At 40.3% G+C, this 21134-nt stretch carries 20 protein-coding genes and 1 pseudogene; 10 read left to right on the top strand and 11 right to left on the bottom strand.

What is annotated here, in order from left to right; translation table 11 throughout:
• Positions 1-96: 96 nt before the first annotated feature.
• From H6G18_RS02070 to H6G18_RS02060, 3 genes are all read right to left on the bottom strand, one after another.
• The gene (locus H6G18_RS02070; protein WP_190405413.1) at positions 97-1077 is read right to left on the bottom strand and encodes a hypothetical protein; all 981 of its coding nucleotides are present in this window, start codon (positions 1075-1077) and stop codon (positions 97-99) included.
• Positions 1064-1978 carry a hypothetical protein gene (locus H6G18_RS02065; protein ID WP_190405412.1) on the bottom strand — a complete coding sequence of 305 codons (915 nt, stop codon included), beginning with the start codon at positions 1976-1978 and terminating at the stop codon, positions 1064-1066. Before H6G18_RS02065 ends, H6G18_RS02070 begins: the two co-directional genes overlap by 14 nt.
• A gap of 100 nt (positions 1979-2078) precedes the next feature.
• Positions 2079-2576 carry a hypothetical protein gene (locus H6G18_RS02060; RefSeq protein ID WP_242040145.1) on the bottom strand — a complete coding sequence of 166 codons (498 nt, stop codon included), beginning with the start codon at positions 2574-2576 and terminating at the stop codon, positions 2079-2081.
• 392 nt (positions 2577-2968) lie between these two features.
• Between H6G18_RS02060 and H6G18_RS02055 the strand changes: the two genes are divergently transcribed.
• The 3 genes from H6G18_RS02055 (at position 2969) to ftsH3 (ending at position 6506) form a co-directional block, all read left to right on the top strand.
• The gene (locus H6G18_RS02055) at positions 2969-3754 is read left to right on the top strand and encodes a hypothetical protein (RefSeq protein ID WP_190405410.1); all 786 of its coding nucleotides are present in this window, start codon (positions 2969-2971) and stop codon (positions 3752-3754) included.
• A 31-nt stretch (positions 3755-3785) separates the two neighbouring features.
• The gene (locus tag H6G18_RS02050; protein ID WP_190405409.1) at positions 3786-4577 is read left to right on the top strand and encodes an aminotransferase class IV; all 792 of its coding nucleotides are present in this window, start codon (positions 3786-3788) and stop codon (positions 4575-4577) included.
• Positions 4578-4664: 87 nt separating this feature from the next.
• The gene (gene ftsH3, locus H6G18_RS02045) at positions 4665-6506 is read left to right on the top strand and encodes an ATP-dependent zinc metalloprotease FtsH3 (RefSeq protein WP_190405408.1); all 1842 of its coding nucleotides are present in this window, start codon (positions 4665-4667) and stop codon (positions 6504-6506) included.
• 276 nt (positions 6507-6782) lie between these two features.
• Here the strand turns inward: ftsH3 and H6G18_RS02040 are convergent, their stop codons facing one another.
• On the bottom strand, positions 6783-7001 hold the full coding sequence (locus tag H6G18_RS02040; RefSeq protein WP_190405407.1) for a hypothetical protein: 219 nt from the start codon (positions 6999-7001) through the stop codon (positions 6783-6785).
• 408 nt (positions 7002-7409) lie between these two features.
• Between H6G18_RS02040 and uvsE the strand changes: the two genes are divergently transcribed.
• The 3 genes from uvsE to H6G18_RS02025 all read left to right on the top strand — a co-directional run bounded on the left by uvsE (position 7410) and on the right by H6G18_RS02025 (position 10583).
• A complete protein-coding gene (uvsE, locus tag H6G18_RS02035) occupies positions 7410-8357 on the top strand; it encodes a UV DNA damage repair endonuclease UvsE (RefSeq protein ID WP_190405406.1) in 948 nt (315 codons plus the stop codon).
• A gap of 59 nt (positions 8358-8416) precedes the next feature.
• The gene (locus tag H6G18_RS02030) at positions 8417-10015 is read left to right on the top strand and encodes an Hsp70 family protein (protein WP_190405405.1); all 1599 of its coding nucleotides are present in this window, start codon (positions 8417-8419) and stop codon (positions 10013-10015) included.
• A 184-nt stretch (positions 10016-10199) separates the two neighbouring features.
• Positions 10200-10583: a DUF4346 domain-containing protein gene (locus H6G18_RS02025; protein WP_190405404.1), complete on the top strand. Its 384-nt coding sequence runs from the start codon at positions 10200-10202 to the stop codon at positions 10581-10583.
• Positions 10584-10651: 68 nt separating this feature from the next.
• On the opposite strand, the gene psb32 is transcribed toward H6G18_RS02025, so the two are convergent.
• Complete coding sequence (gene psb32 / locus H6G18_RS02020) at positions 10652-11389, bottom strand: photosystem II repair protein Psb32 (RefSeq protein ID WP_190405403.1); 738 nt, start codon at positions 11387-11389, stop codon at positions 10652-10654.
• A gap of 167 nt (positions 11390-11556) precedes the next feature.
• On the opposite strand from psb32, the gene H6G18_RS02015 reads away from it, so the two are divergent.
• A complete protein-coding gene (locus tag H6G18_RS02015; protein ID WP_190405402.1) occupies positions 11557-12471 on the top strand; it encodes a M48 family metallopeptidase in 915 nt (304 codons plus the stop codon).
• Positions 12472-12518: 47 nt separating this feature from the next.
• A complete protein-coding gene (gene surE, locus H6G18_RS02010; RefSeq protein ID WP_190405401.1) occupies positions 12519-13199 on the top strand; it encodes a 5'/3'-nucleotidase SurE in 681 nt (226 codons plus the stop codon).
• Between the two features lie 622 nt (positions 13200-13821).
• On the opposite strand, the gene H6G18_RS25155 is transcribed toward surE, so the two are convergent.
• The 5 genes from H6G18_RS25155 to H6G18_RS01985 form a co-directional block, all read right to left on the bottom strand.
• Positions 13822-14025, bottom strand: a complete 204-nt coding sequence (locus tag H6G18_RS25155) for a hypothetical protein (RefSeq protein ID WP_190405400.1) — start codon at positions 14023-14025, stop codon at positions 13822-13824.
• A 132-nt stretch (positions 14026-14157) separates the two neighbouring features.
• Positions 14158-15198, bottom strand: coding sequence for an ABC transporter ATP-binding protein (locus H6G18_RS02000; RefSeq protein WP_190405399.1), 1041 nt, complete (start codon positions 15196-15198; stop codon positions 14158-14160).
• A 50-nt stretch (positions 15199-15248) separates the two neighbouring features.
• The gene (locus H6G18_RS01995) at positions 15249-16868 is read right to left on the bottom strand and encodes an ABC transporter permease (RefSeq protein WP_190405398.1); all 1620 of its coding nucleotides are present in this window, start codon (positions 16866-16868) and stop codon (positions 15249-15251) included.
• 3 nt (positions 16869-16871) lie between these two features.
• Positions 16872-17867 carry an iron ABC transporter substrate-binding protein gene (locus H6G18_RS01990; protein WP_313954409.1) on the bottom strand — a complete coding sequence of 332 codons (996 nt, stop codon included), beginning with the start codon at positions 17865-17867 and terminating at the stop codon, positions 16872-16874.
• 166 nt (positions 17868-18033) lie between these two features.
• Positions 18034-19101: an iron ABC transporter substrate-binding protein gene (locus H6G18_RS01985; RefSeq protein WP_190405397.1), complete on the bottom strand. Its 1068-nt coding sequence runs from the start codon at positions 19099-19101 to the stop codon at positions 18034-18036.
• 301 nt (positions 19102-19402) lie between these two features.
• On the opposite strand from H6G18_RS01985, the pseudogene H6G18_RS01980 reads away from it, so the two are divergent.
• Together H6G18_RS01980 and H6G18_RS01975 are read left to right on the top strand one after the other, a co-directional pair.
• A pseudogene (locus tag H6G18_RS01980) lies at positions 19403-19609 on the top strand (iron uptake porin); the annotation flags it as partial.
• Positions 19610-19657: 48 nt separating this feature from the next.
• Positions 19658-19822: a hypothetical protein gene (locus H6G18_RS01975; protein WP_242040152.1), complete on the top strand. Its 165-nt coding sequence runs from the start codon at positions 19658-19660 to the stop codon at positions 19820-19822.
• A 259-nt stretch (positions 19823-20081) separates the two neighbouring features.
• Here the strand turns inward: H6G18_RS01975 and H6G18_RS01970 are convergent, their stop codons facing one another.
• Entirely contained in the window at positions 20082-21101 is a 1020-nt protein-coding gene (locus H6G18_RS01970; RefSeq protein WP_190405396.1) for a tRNA-dihydrouridine synthase family protein, read from the bottom strand.
• Positions 21102-21134 lie beyond the last annotated feature (33 nt).

Here is a 21134-nt window from a genome sequence, read left to right as displayed (position 1 = left end):
TCTTAGTGATAGAAAATATTGAACCACATAGACACAAAAAGAAAAAGATGGTTCATGTTTTTTCATTTTCGTAGTTGATGATAACTACTTAAATTCTCACACAGACAATAAGCGGCGTATCATCAACTTACCAAGCAGTGGCAAGATAAAATTTAGACTGCGTTTGGCTACTAGAGGTATAAGTGGTGGGATAAATGGTAATAACACAGTACTTGTATGAATCATTCCTTTGCTCATACTAAAAATTGTCAATGAAAGTATGGGAATAATACAAGTTATTCCCCAGGATAACCAATTTAAATATTGGTATTTGATAGTAGTATTTTTCTGTAATTGTTTAACAAATACATAACGAACAGAGATAAATACTACAGTTATCACTAACCATAATATGATAAGAAATATAATATTACTTCCTAAGTATAGTAAATCCAATTTAGATATATTCCATGTCAAAAAACCGCTAGTAACTAGCGAAGATATCTCCCAAACTAACAAGTTCAACTTACTCCTCAAAGCACTCAAAATTTGTTCTGTTAGCCAATAGTGAGCAGCAATAATTTTTTGACAATCCAAATTATTTTGGATAAAGTCCCATTTAATTTTGTGCAATATATCACCATGAAATAAAACAACGCTTTGCAAAACACGGTCTTGTTTATAATCATTAACAGATGGTAATTGCTCTAACTGATAGTAAGAAGTGAAAGTAAATCCAGGTTGTAAAGTTGTGTTTTTCTGTAAAGATTTATTACCAAAGGCTTTGAGAATATTTACTAGAAAAATAATGTAAGACTTCGTTACAACTTTACTAGTAATTTCTGCTTCATCTGTTGGCACAACGTTATGGCTAAAACAAGTATAGTACCACAGAGGAATTAAAACTTTGGGCGGAATATCAAGAGGAATACCCGTATTTTTTGCTTGTTGAATTTGTTCTACAACTTGCTGATTTAGATAAAAACTATAATGAGTTTGATTAACCTGAAGCTGTAAACTAGTACCTTGGGGAATTTGCAAGGCAATAGCAACTGTAAGATCAGCAAGATTATTTGTTTGTATGTTATCGTCGTCCATTTAAAGATAAATTCGCCAAACTTCTTACCAAATTAATTACAAAATCCAGCACTCCATGCCATTGTTTTTCCCCAGCAACCACTCCTTCATTGTGAACTTGCAGAATTAAGCTTTTTGTTTCCTCTGGCAAACTAAACAAGTCTTTATGGTATCGAGTGATGATATCTCCGTCTAACTGCATAACCGTTTGAGCATAAATAGTATCAGTTTTAATATTTGTCACATCTCCACCATCAAGAGCAGCTTTCAGTTCAGCAACCTTTCGCAGAGTACGCACAAATTTATCATTACTCAAGAGCGTCTGAATTTCTCGATGATTTTGTTCCCACGTTTGTTTCCAATTTTCATTTTGATCTTCTAAATTTACCCCATCTAAAACAGGAGTCGGAGCCGGTAATATAGGACGAGCTAATTCCATATACCGGGGATCAGATTCAACTATATTTCCTTTCTTAATTTCTTTTAAAAATTGTAATCTTTGATGGTATTGTGCTACTTTTTCATTGTGTAGTTGCTCATGCTCAATAATTATATAAAAATACTCTCTTTCAAGCTGAGAAAATAGACCTTGATAACGCTCTCGTAATGAGATATCTTCAGGAATTTTGTTTACATTAAAATAATCTTTATCCTGTATAGAATAAATTTCTTGATAAGCTTCCCAAGCACTAAATTTAGCACCAGTGATATTAGAAACAACCATAGTATTAACTTCTAAGGCTGTAATATCATCAACTAATACTTGGACAGACGAAACAAACTTGTTTAATAAATCTCTAGACTTAAACTGAATAGCATCTCTGGGTTGATTACCATTTTTTAATGATACATCATTAGAAAATATACTCCCATTTACATCTGGAGTCTGAAGACTGTCTGTTGCTTGAGTTCTATTCTGCATAGCAATTACCTCTTATAATCCTGGTAAATACTGTCGTTATATGATGCCTTTAAGTAGAGGTAGAGGCAAAAAAAATTAACAGGTAAATATAATATTTACCTTATAGTTGAGATGTCTTCCGCGAGTTATACATCTCCATCAAAATCTTATATATTTTTTGGACACTTTCTATATTCTTCTGCATAATTTCTCGACTATCTTTAACTTGAACCAAGTGAAAATTGAGGAGTTCTGAGTAAGGGCCACTAGCTAAAAATTGACTTCCAACTTCATTTTCTATATCCCCACTGATCAAATTAATTTTTGTGTAAATTCGGTTGCCTGGTTTAGCCGGTTCCGTACTATTTGCTAATTCTTCCTCTGATTGTGTTGATGGCTCTACCACCCAAGTTGTGATTTCGAGTTCTACAACTTCAGCGATAGCCGACTTAATAGCATCAATAATTCTATTAGCATCCAAATTATTAGAGTCAAGATCCGTGATGATTGATTGGAAATCATCTTTTTCTGATTTCACAATTTTACTTTTATTTACCGATGCCTCTGTGAGAGTAATTTCCATGATGTTATGAAAAATTAAGGGTTTAAATGCAGACAATAGCCCATTTTAAGTGATGTTAGAAATTTTACTAACTTTCATTAAATAAAGTTAAGTAAATTTAACAAATGAGTTCAGCACATATTCGATAATGGCTGCTCGGTAGGAGTATAACATAACACTTAAAATATTCAGCTTTACTCTGCTTGTTTATTTATACTCCATAGCTTTTAATATTGTGGCAATGTATGTGAATCTTCCTCAAGCACAATATATTGACCTTAAATGGATAAAACTGCTTAAAGTCCTTACCTGGGAAGACTTCAAGATTTTTTAGTTTAAAGTGTTACCGTACTTTAGAGGATGAATGCTTTACAGATGTTTCAAGTTGAGTGATAAAGTTAGATATTTTTACGGGCAGACTACTTATATAAAATAAGGCTAGAAATCTTATGCTAATGTCTCGTCACAGGATACTTGCTCCTTGTGTAGTCTGCCTATGCGCCTTAAGCATTGGCTGGATACAATCTCCCCGACTACAAAATTTATTGAAGAATCAACAAGATATTTCTTTAGCAAGTTTAGAAAAAGATATTCAAGCAGAGAGCCTGAGATTAAATTTACTCAAAAAAACACCCAGTTTTGGTTACGATAACTTAATGGCTAATTGGGTATATTTGAATTTTTTGCAATATTTTGGTGACGAAGAAATTAGAGCTAAAACTGGTTATGGTCTGAGTCCAGAATATTTTGAAGTGATTATAGAACGTGATCCAAGATTTTTGGAAGTCTATATTAGTCTTTCAACCAGTATTTCTCTCTATGCTGCTATGCCAGAACGTTCTATAGTATTGATGGACAAAGCTTTAAAGTCATTAAAACCGAAAGTACCTGAAAAGTCATATTACGTTTGGCGTTATAAAGGAATTGATGAGTTATTATTTTTAGGAAATTATCAAGCTGCTCAACAATCGTTTACAACAGCAGCTAACTGGGCTACTAACTATACAGATGAGGAAAGTAAATATGTAGCTGTTACTTCTTTAAGAACAGCTAATTTTCTCAGGCAAAATCCTGATAGTAAATATGCACAAATTTCTACTTGGGCAATGATATTAAGTAATCAAGTAGATGAAATAACTCAGAAAAGAGCAATTAATGAAATTGAAAAGTTGGGAGGCAGAATTGTTACGACTCCTGAGGGTGTGAATCAAATTATATTTCCACCACAAGATTAGTCATTAGTCAGTTAGTTTCCCAATCATCAATATGTTCTGGTATAACGGTAAGTTAATTGAGTCGCAAACTTTGGAATTAGATATCTATGAGCCAGGGTTACTCTATGGGGCAACGGTGTTTACAACGCTGCGGATATATGGTGAATCGCTAGATAGTAGTTTAACAAATTGGCAGGCGCACTGCGATCGCCTCCACACTTCCATCCAAGCTTTCGCCTGGGAACAACCAGACTGGAACCTTGTCCGCCGAGGTGCAGAATTACTCTTGGCCCAATTCCCCGTTCTCAGAATCACCATCTTTCCTGATGGTAGGGAGTGGATAATTGGTAGGTATTTACCCCAAAATTTATTAGAACTTCAAAAACAGGGTGTAGCTTGTACCATTGCCGAACCAGAAATATCTCGAAGTTTGCCTTCTCATAAAACTGGTAACTACCTGAGTGCGTGGATGGCAAAAACTAACGCTACAAAGATGAATGCCCAAGAAGCTATTTTCGTGAATACCGTCGGAAATTGGCTAGAAACCACCACAGGAAACCTTTGGGGGTGGCAAAATGGGAGTTGGTGGACACCACCTTTAACAGATGGCATCTTACCAGGAATTGGGCGACAGCAGTTAATTGACTGGCTGCAAATTCATCAACAGAAGGTGCGGGAGGAACCTTGGACACCTGAGTTAGTCAACGGCTTTGAAGCGATCGCCTACACTAATAGTGTGGTGGAAGTTATTCCCATACATACCGTTTACCAGCCTAGAGAATCGTTACAATATGATTCCTACCATCCACGTTTACAGGAACTCAGGGAACTATTCTTAGCATGACAGATGTATCATTTTGGTATACGTTAAGATAAGTTAACATAATTCTAATAATGCCCTACGCACAAAAATACGGGAGGATAAACCTCGGTGAATAAAAGATGGAGAAATGCGGGGCTGTACGCGCTGCTATTTATTGTTGTAATTGCGCTTGGCACAGCTTTTTTTGATAAGCAACCCCAAAATCGGGAATCATGGCGCTATAGCCAGTTTATTCAAGAAGTTGAAAAAGGCAGAGTAGAAAGAGTCAGCTTGAGTGCAGACCGTTCTACAGCCTTGGTTACACCCAAATATGACCCTAGTAAAAAACTTGTTACTTTAGTCAACGATCCTGAACTAATTAATACTCTGACTGCAAGAGGCGTTGATATTACTGTTCTGCCCCAAACCGACGAGGGATTTTGGTTTAAGGCACTAAGCAGCTTATTTTTCCCCGTATTGCTTCTGGTAGGCTTATTCTTCTTACTCCGTCGCGCTCAAAGTGGCCCTGGTAGCCAAGCTATGAACTTTGGTAAATCCAAAGCCAGAGTGCAGATGGAACCACAAACCCAAGTAACTTTTGGTGATGTTGCTGGGATTGACCAAGCCAAATTAGAACTAAACGAAGTTGTAGACTTCCTCAAAAATGCCGATCGCTTTACCGCCGTCGGTGCAAAAATTCCTAAAGGTGTATTGTTAGTAGGCCCTCCAGGTACAGGTAAAACCCTTCTAGCCCGTGCAGTAGCAGGGGAAGCTGGCGTACCTTTCTTCTCCATCTCCGGGTCTGAGTTTGTGGAAATGTTCGTCGGTGTGGGTGCTTCCCGCGTCCGCGATTTATTTGAACAAGCTAAAACCAATGCTCCCTGTATCGTCTTCATCGATGAAATTGACGCTGTAGGTCGTCAACGGGGTGCAGGTTTAGGTGGTGGTAACGATGAACGGGAACAAACCCTCAACCAGTTACTCACCGAAATGGATGGTTTTGAAGGTAACACCGGCATCATTATTATTGCCGCTACCAACCGTCCCGATGTACTTGATGCAGCTTTGTTGCGTCCTGGTCGTTTTGACCGTCAAGTCGTCGTTGACCGTCCCGACTACGCAGGACGTAGTGAAATTCTCAAAGTTCACGCCCGTGGTAAAACCTTGGCCAAGGATGTGGACTTAGATAAAATCGCTCGTCGTACCCCTGGCTTTACCGGTGCAGATTTATCTAACCTGCTAAACGAAGCCGCAATCCTAGCAGCACGGCGTAACTTGACTGAAATTTCGATGGACGAAATCAACGACGCAATTGACCGCGTGTTGGCTGGGCCAGAGAAGAAAGACCGAGTAATGAGCGAAAAACGCAAAGTTTTAGTAGCTTATCACGAAGCTGGTCACGCCTTAGTTGGTGCATTGATGCCCGACTATGACCCAGTACAAAAAATCAGCATTATTCCTCGCGGACGAGCAGGTGGTTTGACTTGGTTCACCCCCAGTGAAGACCGCATGGATACTGGCTTATATAGCCGCGCTTATCTGGAAAATCAGATGGCTGTAGCTTTGGGTGGTCGGATTGCTGAAGAAATCATCTTTGGTGAAGAAGAAGTAACAACAGGTGCTTCCAACGACTTACAACAAGTAGCTCGTGTGGCGCGTCAAATGATTACTCGATTTGGTATGAGTGATAAACTCGGCCCTGTCGCCCTCGGTCGTCAACAAGGCAATATGTTCCTCGGTCGTGACATCATGTCAGAGCGCGATTTCTCGGAAGAGACAGCTGCTGCTATTGATGAAGAAGTCCACAAACTAGTAGAAACAGCCTACACCCGCGCCAAGGAAGTGTTGGTAAATAACCGTCACATCCTCGACCAAATCGCGCAAATGCTCGTTGATAAAGAAACTGTAGATGCCGATGAATTGCAAGAAATTCTTGTTAATAACGACGTGACAACTGCTGCTTTTGCCTAGTTTTACGGGTTTTTATAAGTACTAAAATGCTTATAAAAAGCATAAATTTAAAGGGAGTAATTTATCATGAAAATTACTCCCTTTTTTATATCAAAAATTATCAGGATCTATACCCAAAGATAAAAGTTTTTCTGCTAATGGATTTTGTAGAATCGCTAAAAAGTTAGGGTAATTCTGAAAATTCCAGAACTACCCCGACTTTGCGAATATAATCGCCGTACTCTAAGCGCACTCCCGTTTTCATAAAAGTTCTACCTGTGAAGCACTTCCACTTAATTAAACTCTAGAAGTTGGCTTCAAAAATAGCCAAGCTACAAAGAATGTAGCTGCTGTAAATAGTTGCGTTAAATCCAATGCAGATAGATAGCCATCGGCAAAGGAAGCAATGCTGCGGTCAGTAATACCAAATACCCAAGAAGAGAGGCCAAATAGCCATATCCCATTCTTGAGATTGCCTACAAATTCTTTAGAGTCTGACTGTGGTTGGTCTTTCATAATTTTCTATTCTGTTGCTATTAAAGTTCGTGACTGTTGACAAAATACTTACTGTGTGGATTTCTGAGTTCGGGTGATACATTTATATTAATAAATATTTCACAAACTTGACAGCGCCACCGAAAGGTACATCTAATTATCTTGACATTCACTCTTTGGTTCTGTGGTGATGAATCGCCTGTCGGGCTGAGGTTTTACAACTTGTGAATCTTGCTGGTTTATCAAAAAAATATATCCGACTAGTTAAAAACTGATTTGTATAGAAATGCTTTCTATCCACAGCTAGATGTTTTGCCTCTGCTGGGACAAAATTTATATCTCATAGCCTCTCCAACCTGAGGCTTTAGATACTGCCCACACATCTAGAAAAATAAGTTTAATAAAACAGTGGTAACAATAGATAATTCAATGGCTGCAACCCAGTTAAACAACCTGCCTCAGATAGCGCAGTTACAAAAAAACGCTCAACCAGAGTTAGGACTGGTTTGCATCACATTTGATAAACAAGTGCGCTTTCGGACGATGACGCGCACACGTTATTTAAAACTTTCTCTAGCTGAACGTGAAAGCAGCTTACGAGAAATATATCTGCATAACTTGCAGCGATTACATGATGCCCTAACATTGTGTCAGGAAAATAATCTTCGCCTGTATCGCATTTCCTCAGCCTTATTTCCCCTCAGCGATATGGAAGACCAAATAGGAACCAATATATTAGAGGAAATCAGCACTGATTTAGGTAAGATTGGTGAGCGATCGCAAGCTCTCAATATCAGAATGGTACTACACCCAGATCAATATGTAGTCCTCAGTTCCGACTCTCCTGAAATCGTACAAACTAGTATCAAAATATTAGAACGACACGCCCGTACTTTCGACTTACTCGGTCTACCCCGTTCCCCTTGGTCATTGATGAATATTCACGGCGGTAAATCCCAACGTAGTGAACAACTAGTCAAAGTCATCTCCAAACTGCCAGAAAACATCAAAAACCGTTTGACTTTAGAAAACGACGAATACGCCTACAGCGCCGAAGAAATATTCGACGTGTGCCAACAAGCTCAGATCCCAATGGTATTCGATGCCCATCATCATATTTGCCATGAAAACCTAGATAGCTACGATCATCCCAGCGTCGCCGTCATGTTTTACGCCTCCAGAGAAACCTGGACAAACCCAGCATGGCAACTAGTCCATATTTCCAATGGCGAACAAGCATTCAAGGATCGAAAACACAGCAACCTCATCACCGATATGCCCAACATCTATCGACAAGCTCCGTGGATAGAAGTCGAAGCGAAACAAAAAGAAGTAGCGATCGCCCATTTGCGGTCATGGTGGCTTATGGGACAATAGTTCTTTGATAGAAAAGCACTTTGTGACTTTGCGCCTTTGCGCGAACATAATAAAAGAATATGGCGATCGCGATTGACTTTGGTACAAGTAACACAGTAATTGCTCGTTGGAACCCAGTCACCCAACAGCCCCAAACCCTCACCTTACCAGGCTTATCCATCCAACAAAGCCTCAATCCCCCACTTATTCCCAGCTTGGTTTATGTAGAAGATGCCAACCAAGCTAAAATTTTATTAGGGCAACAAGTACGCGATCGCGGTCTTGATCTCAAAGGTGATACCCGATTCTTCCGTAGCTTCAAAAGGGGAATTGGGGCAGATATCCAAGGCTTCCTACCAGAACTAGACGGACAAGTTGTCACCTTTGAACAAGTAGGACAATGGTTCCTCACCGAAGTCATTCAACAACTCGCACCCCTAGAAGGTGGCTTAGACTCTCTAGTATTAACCGTACCTGTGGATAGCTTTGAAATTTACCGCCATTGGTTAGGTAAAGTCTGCCAAGCTCTCCCTGTGGAACAAGTGCGGATGTTAGACGAACCCACAGCCGCCGCCTTGGGTTATGGTTTAGCAGACCAAGAAATTTTGTTAGTAGTTGATTTTGGTGGTGGGACATTAGATTTATCCCTCGTTCAATTAAATAAAAGCGCCCAAACAAACACCAAACCTGTAGGATTTTTACTCAAATGGGGTAATAAATCCTTAGCCGAAGATTCCAAACAAAAAACCAAAACTGCCCGTGTATTAGCAAAAGCTGGGCAGAATTTAGGGGGTACAGACATTGATAATTGGTTAGTTGATTACTTTGCCAAAACTCAAGGACTAGCGGTAAATTCTTTGACAACAAGACTAGCGGAACGGGTAAAAATTCAACTATCCAGTCAAAACCAAGCCAGTGAAGTTTATTTTGATGATGAAAACTTTGAAAGCTACGAATTGGAATTAAACCGTGACACACTAGAAAGCATCCTCAAAGAACACGGCTTTTTTGAGCAGTTAGATGATGCAATAGCTAATTTATTGCAGCAAGCACGCCGCCAAGGAATTGAACTCACAGATATTAATGCCGTTTTATTGGTTGGTGGAACGGTGCAACTACCCGCAGTGCAGACATGGGTGAAGCAATATTTTCAGCCAGAAAAAATACGTTGCGAAAAACCCTTTGAGGCGATCGCTCAAGGTGCATTGCAACTATCCCAGGGCGTAGAAATCAAAGATTTTCTCTATCATAGTTATGGTGTGCGCTATTGGGATCGCCGTAACCAACGCCACAGTTGGCATCCCATTATTAAGGATGGGCAAGGCTACCCCATGAGCCAGCCAGTAGAATTAGTCTTAGGTGCTTCCTTGGAGAATCAACCAAGCATTGAATTAATATTAGGAGAATTAGGTGCAGAAACAGGCGGTACAGAAGTTTACTTTGATGGCGATCGCTTGATTACCCGCCGCCTGGATAATGGTGTTACTAGCGTCAAGCCCCTAAACGACAAAGAAGGTGCGAGAACCATAGCCCAACTCACACCACCAGGATTTCCAGGGAGCGATCGCATTAAAATTTTATTTCAAGTTGATGAACAACGCTTTTTACGCATCACAGTCGAGGATTTATTAACTAATAACATTTTGTTAGAAAATCAAGTGGTAGCGCAATTAAGTTGAATTTTGCAGCTTGCTTTCCTCGATCTGTGCAAGTCTACCCGCAGGTATTCCCATAGTAGTTACTAAACCCCACTTGTTTACATTTACATTCATAAATAAATGGATTTTTATGGTTGTTCAATAAAGATTACACTTGATATAGAATATAAAATCCCTGAATAAAGAAATTTAGTTTTTAAAGCTTATGGATTTGATAGTTGAAGATTTAGCTGCCATTGATAACAAAATTTCTCAGCGCCATATTGACCTTGACCCTAACGGATATTTTATTATCTACTTAGATAGAACCTCCGGCTTAATTTATGCCAAGCATTTTACAAATGTAATTGACGAACGTGGTTTAGCTGTAGATCCAGAAACAGGAAAAGTAATTCCGGCTAGGGGTAAAGTTGAAAGAACTCACACAACTGTTTTCAGTGGAAGAACAGCAAAAGAACTGTGTGTGAAAATTTTTGAAGAAACTCATTCCTGTCCTGTAACTCAGTTGGATCATGCTGCCTATTTAGGTCGTGAATTTGTTCGTGCTGAAGTCGCTTTAGTCACAGGACAAGAGTACGTGCAGGACTAATCAGAGGGGCAGAGGGCAGGGGGAAAAGGGAAATTTCTCCTCTCTGCTCCTCTTTCTACCTCCTAAACCTAACCCTCAGATGATGGTTGAACCGCTAAATAAATGTAGTAAGTTGCCATAGGGATGACAGTAGCGGCAATTAAGAGTCCTACTACCCAAGCAGTGGCGTTACCTTTATCGGTTTCTTCTGCTTTTTTGAATGTGCCTTCTACTTGCACATTGTCAACAATTTGTGGTGGGCCGGGATCAGGCTGACCGGAGAGAACAGTAACTAGGCGATCGCTAGCATCTAAAAATGCCTGATTATATTTATTACCATCTCGTAAGGGTGCAGCTAATGTTTCCTCAGCCACGCTTTTGGCAATGGCATCTGTGAGCAAAGGCTTGACTTGCTCTCCAGTAATAATGGCAGTACCGTTAGTAACTGTATCCAGTACTAACAAAATTTGGTTTGCTTGGGCTTCTTTGCTAGGAAACCATTTTTCCAGTAGGGCTTGAGCAAAACTTTCTGGTGTTTCTCCATAGTCTAGGCGACGGATAGTGACGAATCTCACTTCGTTACCCGTTTGTTTTGCCAAGTCCTCGAAACTGCTACTAATTGTACCTTCATTAATCCGGCTGATTACATCGCCCTGATCTATCACCCAGGTAGAATCGCCTGCTGTTAGGTTGGGTACTTGATATACTCCTGTAGCTAGTGCAGGGGCAGTAAATAGGGAAGAAGCCAGAATTACCGCCAATAAAGGTAAAATCATCTGGATGAGGAGCTTTCTCATCCTAAAAACTTGGTTGAGGGTATGTGTCATTGGATAATTTCATAAGATCAACTAGCACCAAAAATACTACACAACTAAGGTCAAAATCATCAGGTTCACACATTTATCAAACTAATCAGTATTTTTGGAAGTTGAGTGATTGAATATATTCTAGTGTCATCTACATAAATCTCTCCGTAGTAGGTTGCAAAATATCGATGGCAAGAAAACAATTCCCAGGGCTAAAAACAGAAGTTTATGAGCATCCATTTGACCACAAAGCATTGGTGTCTTTAGAACGCACTCCAGTACTACCCCTGTTGCTCAAAAAAGTTAATGAATACGGCATCGATAAATTGCTACGGTTGCAAACACTTGGTAGTGAGTTTAAAGTTACACAACGTAATTTTCCACAACTTTATGAACCTTTTGTTGAAGCTTGTACGATTTTAGATGTTGCTCCTCTCCCAGAACTATATCTGTTTCGTGGTACGGGATATATTCAATCTTATGTAATAGGGGTAGAGAACCCATTAATTGGGATCAATTTGGAAGGGATGGAATGGCTATCTGGTGAAGAATTATTGTTTGTTTTTGGGTATGAAGTCGCGCGAATTAAAGGTAAGTATTTGGCTTATCAACAAATAGCTCATGTTATGCCGGCGTTGAAGAACTTGATCAGCAACACGACTCTGGGTATAGGTGGACTGGCGATTAACGGTATAGAAATTGCATTATACAACTGGATAATTATGGCAAAATTTACTGGCGATCGCGCCGGTCTATTAGCTTGTCAGGATGCAAATATTGCTACTACTGCCTTGATGAAATTAGGGGGCTTACCGAGTGAATACTTGAATGAGGACACAATCAACGATTTTGTCCTGCAAGCTCGTTCTTTTGATATGCAAAATTTGGATGCTTTAGATAAATTCACCAAGGCTTTTAGCTTCATGGAACATCGTCTACCCTGGAATGTGATGCGAGCATCTGAACTTTTAAAGTGGGTTGATTCTGGCAATTATGACAATTTGATTCAGGGAAAAAACCCCACTAATGAGCAAGTCGACACCCATGAAAACGATGAGGACTGGAATTTTCTGACTGCTTGGAATCCCTCTGATCAAAGTTAGGTTTTGAGGAGAAGGTAGAGGCTGCGAATTACGAACTACAAATTACTATGACCATAATCTTAACTAACGATGACGGTATTGATGCACCTGGCATCAAAGCTTTAGCTCAAGCTATCAGTAGCAAAAACTTTATCGTTGCTGCTCCTAAAGACCACCAATCAGGTTGTGGTCATCAAGTTACTACCACTCACCCGATTAACCTCCAAAGACGTTCTCAGACTGAATATGCGATCGCTGGTACTCCCGCAGATTGTGTCAGGATTGCGATAACACAAATATCACAAGATGTCAAGTTTGTCTTGTCGGGGATTAATGCTGGGGGTAACTTGGGGGTTGATGCTTATATTTCTGGAACCGTTGCGGCTGTCCGAGAAGCAGCCATGCACGGTATTGCAGGAATTGCTATTTCTCACTATCGTAAAGCCAAGCTAAATTTTGACTGGGAACTAGCTGCTAACTTGACGGCTGAAGTTTTAGCTGAGTTACTCCACCGTCCTCTAGAGCCAGGATACTTTTGGAATGTGAACTTACCGCATTTACAACCAGGAGAACCCAAACCAGAGTTAGTATTTTGTCAGCCTTGTACCAAACCTTTACCAGTCAACTATCGCATTGATGGCGACGATTTTTATTATGTGGGTGAATACGGCAAGCGTGAACGTACTCCAGGGAGTGATGTCGATGTCTGTTTTGCAGGCAACATTGCTGTCACGCAATTAAGAGTATGATTTTACACTATAACTTACGTATAAAACGAAAAAAATCAAGGGTACAAATAATCGTCACAATCTGTTTGCGTCTCCGTCATATCCAACTGCTAGGTTAAAAATATACAGCCTACATCTTCATTATGGAGACTTTGCGGATGGTTGGTATGTTGGCTTTTGTTATGGCTACATTTTTGGTTAGTTTACTCACTGTATCTGGTTGGGCGGCGATCGCCTGCTTGTTTCCTCAGAATCATTCTCAGGATTAATTATCACTTAATTAATCTTCTCTTACCCAAGCGCCATATATTGACGCTTATTTTTTTGCTTTTTAGTCAAATCTGACGAAAAAATTGCATTTAACTTGCAATTTCTTTAAAGTAGATGGTAGATTTTCTTAGCTTTAGAGTTTAGAGACGAGTGTTTTTACTTAGCACTCAGTACTCATTTCATGTTTTAAACAAGTCCATTTCTTTAATCAGTATTTGGATTTGCTGTTAATTTTTGATTTACTGCTATTTAATCCATTGTGTAATTAATTCGCTCAAGTTATTTTGGTGGAATAATCAACTGTGTATTCAAGAGGTTTGGTTATGAGTCAAATACAATTAACTTTAGTTATCAGTTACTTACTAATGACTTGTTATTTTTTTAGTAACTGGGTGAGATTTTCTCTGCGCCATCCGACTTCTTCCCCAGAAGATAAATTTTTAACTTTTGTGATGTGTTTAATTACAACTGTCTTCTGGCCTTTAATTGTACCAATGTCCTTAATTGAAATATTAAAGCGACGAAAACTAGAGATTAGCACTATAATTCCTGTTCTGTTAGCGATGTTTGCGGTCACTATTTCTTACCTAATATCTGAATTATCTGCCTAAGAGAATCATCCATAGCAAGCCTTTGCTTACGCAACGCTACCGCGTTGGCGTTAGCCTCTTGTAGAGAAGCCGTAGGCTATTTTGAATTTTGAATTGATTCATCCAGGGAAAACCTTTACCGCATCACTGGCTATGGATATCTGCACCTTTGTACCCACAGGTAACGCGGTATTTGTCATTGTCCGTGCGTGAAGTTCTTTACCAGAGGGAGTTTGCAAACAATATTGATACTCCCGCCCTAAAAATCTGCGTGTGCGAATGACTACGGGAGCATCAGTAGTAGGTTTTAATATCAAGTCTTCTTGGCGAATCATAATTTCGCCTGTATCGTTGTTATGGTGTACGGGGATTTCAAAACTACCAACTTCGGTTTCCCATAAATTACCTTGACGACGGGCGGGAAGGAAATTAGCTTGAGTGACAAACTCCGCGACGAATCTTGAGGCTGGATGTGTGTATATTTCTTCTGGTGTGCCTAGCTGTTCTAAATGCCCTTGCTGCATCACACCTACTATATCAGAGATGGCTAATGCTTCTTCTTGGTCGTGGGTGACGAAAATTGCTGATGTGCCGGCTGCTTTGAGAATTTCTCGTACTTCTTCACGCAAGCGTAACCTAACTTGAATATCTAAATTGCTTAAAGGTTCATCTAAAAGCATGATTTGTGGTTGGGGTGCTAAGGCGCGGGCGAGGGCTACCCGTTGCTGCTGTCCACCAGAAAGTTCGTAGGGGTAGCGTTTTTCTAAACCTTTTAGGCTAACTAATTCTATAACTTCGGCTACACGTTTTTGTATTTGTTGTTTACTAATATTTCTCAAGCCAAATGCTACGTTTTCTGCCACATTCAAATGGGGAAACAGTGCATAATCTTGAAAGACAACACCAATATCACGCTGTTCTGCTGGTATATATTTAGAGGTATTGCAAACAACCTGTCCACCAATTTCAATTGTTCCTGATTCTAAGCGCTCAAAGCCTGCAATCATTCGCAACAGGGTAGTTTTACCACAACCAGAGGGGCCAAGCAATCCTAATACATCGCCTTGTTGCAATGTTAAAGATACATTGTCCACCGCCGGATAAGTACTTTCTGAAAATTGCTTGGTGACGTTTTGTAGGTGTAGGATTGCTTGTTGCATAAGTAGATAAGGAGATAGTAAAGCAGAAAATGGAGATATCTATCTCCAAACTAGAGCTTTGTTGGCACTGGAAGTTTATTTGCTACTTTGTCTTTTTTGATGTTTTCTTGAGATAGCAGCAATAAAGTTGAACCCATCGAAACCAATAGCATGGCTAAGGAAGCTGAGGCTGCATCGGCAAAATCTACGTTTTCTGTGGCTTGCCAAATCTGCACTGCTAAAGTGTTAAAACCTATGGGCGCTAGCAGCATGGTTGCAGGTAGTTCTTTAATGGCGGTGAGGAAGACTAACACCGCACCGCTCAAAATTCCTGACCTGACTAGAGGTAAGGTAATTTCTTGTAATGCTTGCCAAGGTGTTCTACCTAAGCTGCGGGCTGATTCTTCTAGTTGGGGATTTACTTGTAGAAGTGAACTGCGTACTGTGCCTACGGATTGGGGTAAGAATAAAACTAAATATGCAAATATCAGCATGGGTAAGGTTTGGTATAGCCAAGGCAAGTAATTTGCCCCAAAAAATACCAGTGATAAGGCAATAACAATACCGGGAACACCAAAACTTATATAAGAAAATCGTTCTATGATGGCTGAGATTTTAGTAGGAAATCTCACTGATAATATGGCTACTGGTAAAGCAAAGATGGTAGTGGCTAAAGCTGCGAGTCCAGCCGCCCACACTGAGTTAGAAATAGACGGGAGCAAATTGGGAAAGGTATAACCTGTATTGAATCCGCGAATCAGCCAAAATATGGTTATGCTGACTGGTAAGACTACCCCCAAGCTAGTGATGAGGAGACAAAAGCCGACAGCCGGCCATTTCCAAATACCTAATTTGACAATTTTGGGTGGACGTAGGGAAGCGGAACCACGACTATAATAAGCAGCCCGCGATCGCATCCGATACTCTAGCCATAAAATCAGTAATACTAGGGTGACTAACATTAATGATAAAACTGCGGCTGAGTTGCGATTGAAACTGGCTTTGTATTGCAGAAAAATTGCCCGTGTAAAGGCATCGAACCGCATTAAGGAAGGTGTACCGAAGTCCCGCAAGGAATACAGAGCGACCAATAAGCTACCTGCAACTAGTGAAGGTTTTAATTGGGGTAAAACTACTTTAAAGAAGGTTTCTCGGCTGTTATAACCCAAACTAAGGGCAGCTTCTTCTATGGATGGATCGATACCTTGTAAGCCAGAACGGACACTCAGCAGTAAGTAAGGATAAGTAAATAAGGTAATTGCTAAAACTGCCCCAGGAAAACCATAAATGGAAGGTATTTCTTCTACCCCCAATGGTTCTAACAACAACTGTAAAAAGCCTCCCCTTGGGGCTAAGGTGGCTATCAGGGCAAAACTACCTACATAGCTGGGGACTGCTAAGGGTAATGTGGTGGCTACTAACCAAAAGCTGCGTCCTGGTAAGTCTGTCCGCACGGTTAAAAATGCCAATGGTACGGCAATTAGGGCGGAAAATAAGGTGACTGTTGCCGCCATTGCGGCACTGTTGAAGAAAATAGAGACATTGCGGGGACGAGAGATTAATTGCCAAAACTCTTCCCCACCAATACCCAAGGCACGAATCACCAGGTAAAGTAATGGCAGGGCAATAGCGATCGCTACTACTCCTGCTGCTATGGTAAGAAATAATGGAGGGCGAACGGAAGATTTCAAGTTTTACAAAACTCCTGCCTGTTGTAGTAGTTCCAATGTTCCGGGTAAGTCGTTTAAGTTGGTGAGGTTGACACTGGCGGGATTCAGTTTGTTCAGAGGTACTTGGTTTGCTGGTGCTGCTACACCTTTGACTAGGGGATATTCATTAGTCTGTTGAGCAAAGTAAGTTTGTGAACTGGAGTTGAGGAGATAGCCAATCAATTTTTCTACGTCTGCTTTTTGATCTGTAGAATTTAAAATTGCGACACCGGCGATGTTAATCATTGAGCCTGGATCTTTGCTGGTGTAGTGTGCTGCTACTGGTAAATTGGGATTAGTTTTCTTCAGGTTGGGTAGGTAGTAGTTATTCACTAAACCCAGATGTGCTTCTCCTCGTCCCAAAGCTTCCACGATCGCTGTATTATTTCGGTAATCTTTTACACCGTTGGCTTTCATGGCTCGTAGCCATTGTAGAGTCTTTGGTTCTCCCTCTAGCACTCTCATGGCGGTAACAAATGACTGGAATGAACCGTTGGTTGGGGCCCAAGCAACTTTACCGCGCCATTTTGGTTGGGTTAACTGCCAAACTGTATTCGGTAATTCGTTTTGTTTAACTAACTTAGTGTTGTAGTTAATTACACGGGCGCGTCCAGAAATCCCTAACCATTGTCCTTGGGGGGAGCGATAACGACTATCTACTTGGTTGAGTAAGTTAGAGGAAATTGGCAATGTCCGCTTGAGTCTTTCTAGAGTGCCTAACGCTCCGGCATCTTGAGCAAAAAACAAGTCTGCACGACTATTTTTTCCTTCTTCTACGAGGGCGATCGCTAATTCTGATGTATCGCCATAACGTACCTGAATATCTAATTTTAAGTCTTTTTTCGCTCTCTCAATCAACGGTGCAATCAGTTTTTCTCCTCTCCCTGAGTAAATAGTTAGGGTTTTTGTTTGAGCATTGGTACTCAAACCGATTCCCCAAGTGAGCATAAAAGCTAAAGCACCAGCTGAAACTTTTTTCAATGGCAAAGTCTTCAATCTCTTGTCCTCCACCTTTCCTTAGTAGGAAGTTTTTGCAGTATTCTTGGCATTTCCACCATTACCATTAAGTATCAACAGTAAGCAAGAATTTTTCTCAAAAACTTTAAATTGTTCTTGACTTACCCCTTACTATGCAGCTAATAACTACTTAAATGATTTGGACTTGCTGTAAAAGCTTCAGTGTTGCTTCCAAATCATTGAGATTAGTCAAATCAATTTTTTGAGTTTCTGTTTTAATTTGTTTGAGAGATTTTAAATTACCTTTAGGAGAAATTCCCGAAGTCAGGGGATATTCGTAGGTTTGATTAGCAAAGTAGTTTTGGCTATCTTCATTCAGCATAAATTCCCCAAATCTTTGGGCAATATTGGGATTTTTGGCAGTATTAAGAATTGCTATACCCGCTACATTCACCAAAGAACCAACATCTTCTGTAAAGTGGTGTTCTACAGGTACTTGGGGATTTTCCTGTTTGATGCGTTCCAAATAATAGTGATTAACAAATCCTACTGCTACTTCACCGCGAGTCAGTGCGTCTAATATGGCTGTGTTATTGGAATAAACCCTAGCATTGTTAGCTTTGATACCTTCCAACCATTGTTTAGCTCTCCCTTCTCCTTCCGCTACTCGCAAGGCTGTGACAAATGATTGAAATGAACCGTTAGTGGGGGCCCAGCCAATTCTACCTTTCCATTTCGGCTCAGTAAAACCAAAAATAGACGACGGTAATTCCCCTGCTTTAACCAAGTTTGTGTTGTAATCTACTGTCCGGACTCTACCAGTAATTCCCACCCATTTCCCCTCTGGTGAACGGTAGGCGCTATCTACTCGGTTGAGGATTGCGGTTGGTAACTGGACGACTTTATCTGCTTTTTGAATAGCGCCTAAAGCACCAGCATCTTGAGCGAAGAAAATATCAGCCGGACTATTAGCACCTTCTTCTAAAATGGCTGAGGCTAATTCTGCTGTATCACCATAACGGACTTGTAATTTAGCACCGGTTTCTTGCTCAAACTTTTTAATTAGCTCTCCAATCAGTTTTTCGTTACGTCCTGAGTAAACTACTAACTCTTTTTCCAATTCTCCAGTAGTTACACTCGCAGTTGTTGCTTGTGATGTTGATTCTACCGTATCTGTTGGGTTTGTATCGCAGGCGATCGCTAACCCACCGCTAACTGTTGCTAGTCCCACTAAATAGATAAACTGGCGGCGCTGCATAATTTTCCCCTGATTAAACAAAAGTTTTAGTAGTTTTGTTGAATATCTTTTTTAAAGTTTTTAAGTATATACTTACGTCTCTGATAGATTATATATAAACTTTCTCACTAAAATAATTAACTTTTTTGGATGATTTTTCTAAAATTAGTTTATCTAGACTAAAATTTATTGATATTTAATCTTAGTAAATGTCAAATAAACAATTGAGAGCAATTTTTATTAAATCAAAGATTTTGTCTAAAAGCAACAGTAGACAAATGGGAATAGTTCTCGTGTGGTTATTTGGTGTTGAGATAGAAAAATGCAGTTAAATAAGATTTCTTTGTCCCTTGTGGCTACTGCCAGCTTGATAATACCAGCATTCTTTGGACAAGCGGCAAATGCTACTGAGGACACATTTGTCAACAATTCTAATGATGAGCAAGCCCAAGTCACCAATATCTCCCAACTTTCAGATGTACAACCAACAGACTGGGCATTTCCAGCTTTGCAGTCTCTCGTGGAACGCTAAGGTTGTATCACTGGTTATCCCAGCACATTTCGCAGTAACCGGGCGATGACCTTCAGTGATACGAGCGAAATTAACTTGCAGTCTCATGTAGGAAGGTTGAAAGCAAAGGGTGTAGGTGTAGCAGGAAACAACAAAGATGTAGGATTTTATATTCATCCGACACTAGTATTAGATGCAGAGAATCTATTTCTGATAACAATGACGAGCTAGACATCAGGAATTTAAGATTTATTACTTAAGAGCATTTGCTCATGCTCAAAATACTTATACTCACTGCTTTTATGATTTTTAGTCTAAAATTCAGTAGATTTACGGGGATAATTTATTGAGTATTCAGATAAACTCTATTAACTCCTAAGTTATTACTTACTTAGTTTTACATACTACTACTTCTGAAATTGCCTAATCATTGCACCTACTCGTTAGGTGCATTTATTTTTTCAGTAATTTTTCTGAATTTTTAATTGTATTACAAGCTTAGAGAGGGTGCTAAGGCTAAATTTTTCGTAATATCAGCAAGAAGAAAGCGATCGCACAGATTAAACAGTTCTACCTCAGTCTGCGTGTGTCGCATCAGCCGCAGGAAATGACCTTCGGTGTCCACGAAAAGGGCAATGTAGTTAAGGAACATTTTGAGATAACCTACCCGCGCGCGCTCTGGCATCGTTGCTGCTCTGGGAGTTTGCCATAAACGATCAATATAGCTACGTACTTCTACTAAAGGAACAGGCGTGATTGGTTCACAGCGCAAAGCTTGACGAATTTGATTAAAAAGCCAAGGATTAGCGATCGCCCAGCGTCCCACCATGACACCAGCCGCACCCGTTTGAGAAAGTACTTCTAGGGCCATTGTCGCCGAGTGGATATTGCCATTGGCAAGCACTGGACAATCAACCCGTCTGACCGCTTCCGCGATCAAATCATATTTCACTGCCCCGTGGTACATATCTTTTACCGTGCGACCATGCAAACTCAGTAAATCAATGCTGTGGCGATTGATGATATCTAGAATGGAATAAAAGTTATCGGTATTTTCAAAGCCTACGCGCATCTTGACAGTCAAAGGGCGATCGTTGACAGCCTGCCGCAATTCTCCCAAAATTCGCTCCACTTTTTCTGGTGAGAGCAGCAATCCACCCCCAACATTTTTGCGATAAATTCTCGGTGCTGGACAACCCATATTCAAGTCAACTCCAGCGATGTTATAACCACAAAGTTCTCGTGCTGTTCTTACTAAGTCGGGAATGCTTTCGCCAATCATTTGCGCAAAAACGGGGCGACCAGTGTCGTTTTCGGTGATTGCTGCCAGAATGTGACGATTGAGCCGTGAGGTCTCATTTACACGGAAATACTCGGTGAAGAAGTAGTCAGGACTGCCATAGTGGGCAATGACCTTCATAAACCAGAGATTTGTCACATCCTGCATGGGCGCAAGCGCAGTCAGGGGTAGGTCTTTGTAGAGTGATTGAGGGAGCGATATCTGGGACATAGAGATGCCAGCGATCGGCAAAGCATTACTCTA

The sequence above is a fragment of the Anabaena subtropica FACHB-260 genome, assembly GCF_014697105.1.
Taxonomy (GTDB): domain Bacteria; phylum Cyanobacteriota; class Cyanobacteriia; order Cyanobacteriales; family Nostocaceae; genus Trichormus; species Trichormus subtropicus.
Note: the sequence above shows the minus strand (reverse complement) of the source record. Positions and strands in the feature narration are given on the sequence as shown.

Bases quoted from the DNA above. Each gene is read 5' to 3' on its own strand.
- H6G18_RS02030 (WP_190405405.1), top strand. From the start codon at position 8,417: ATGGCGATCGCGATTGACTTTGGTACAAGTAACACAGTAATTGCTCGT.
- H6G18_RS02015 (WP_190405402.1), top strand. From the start codon at position 11,557: ATGGCAAGAAAACAATTCCCAGGGCTAAAAACAGAAGTTTATGAGCAT.
- H6G18_RS02070 (WP_190405413.1), bottom strand. From the start codon at position 1,077: ATGGACGACGATAACATACAAACAAATAATCTTGCTGATCTTACAGTT.
- H6G18_RS02025 (WP_190405404.1), top strand. From the start codon at position 10,200: ATGGATTTGATAGTTGAAGATTTAGCTGCCATTGATAACAAAATTTCT.
- H6G18_RS01970 (WP_190405396.1), bottom strand. From the start codon at position 21,101: ATGTCCCAGATATCGCTCCCTCAATCACTCTACAAAGACCTACCCCTG.
- H6G18_RS02040 (WP_190405407.1), bottom strand. From the start codon at position 7,001: ATGAAAGACCAACCACAGTCAGACTCTAAAGAATTTGTAGGCAATCTC.
- psb32 (WP_190405403.1), bottom strand. From the start codon at position 11,389: ATGACACATACCCTCAACCAAGTTTTTAGGATGAGAAAGCTCCTCATC.
- H6G18_RS02000 (WP_190405399.1), bottom strand. From the start codon at position 15,198: ATGCAACAAGCAATCCTACACCTACAAAACGTCACCAAGCAATTTTCA.
- surE (WP_190405401.1), top strand. From the start codon at position 12,519: ATGACCATAATCTTAACTAACGATGACGGTATTGATGCACCTGGCATC.
- H6G18_RS02050 (WP_190405409.1), top strand. From the start codon at position 3,786: ATGTTCTGGTATAACGGTAAGTTAATTGAGTCGCAAACTTTGGAATTA.
- H6G18_RS01985 (WP_190405397.1), bottom strand. From the start codon at position 19,101: ATGCAGCGCCGCCAGTTTATCTATTTAGTGGGACTAGCAACAGTTAGC.
- H6G18_RS01975 (WP_242040152.1), top strand. From the start codon at position 19,658: ATGACCTTCAGTGATACGAGCGAAATTAACTTGCAGTCTCATGTAGGA.
- H6G18_RS02055 (WP_190405410.1), top strand. From the start codon at position 2,969: ATGCTAATGTCTCGTCACAGGATACTTGCTCCTTGTGTAGTCTGCCTA.
- uvsE (WP_190405406.1), top strand. From the start codon at position 7,410: ATGGCTGCAACCCAGTTAAACAACCTGCCTCAGATAGCGCAGTTACAA.
- H6G18_RS02065 (WP_190405412.1), bottom strand. From the start codon at position 1,978: ATGCAGAATAGAACTCAAGCAACAGACAGTCTTCAGACTCCAGATGTA.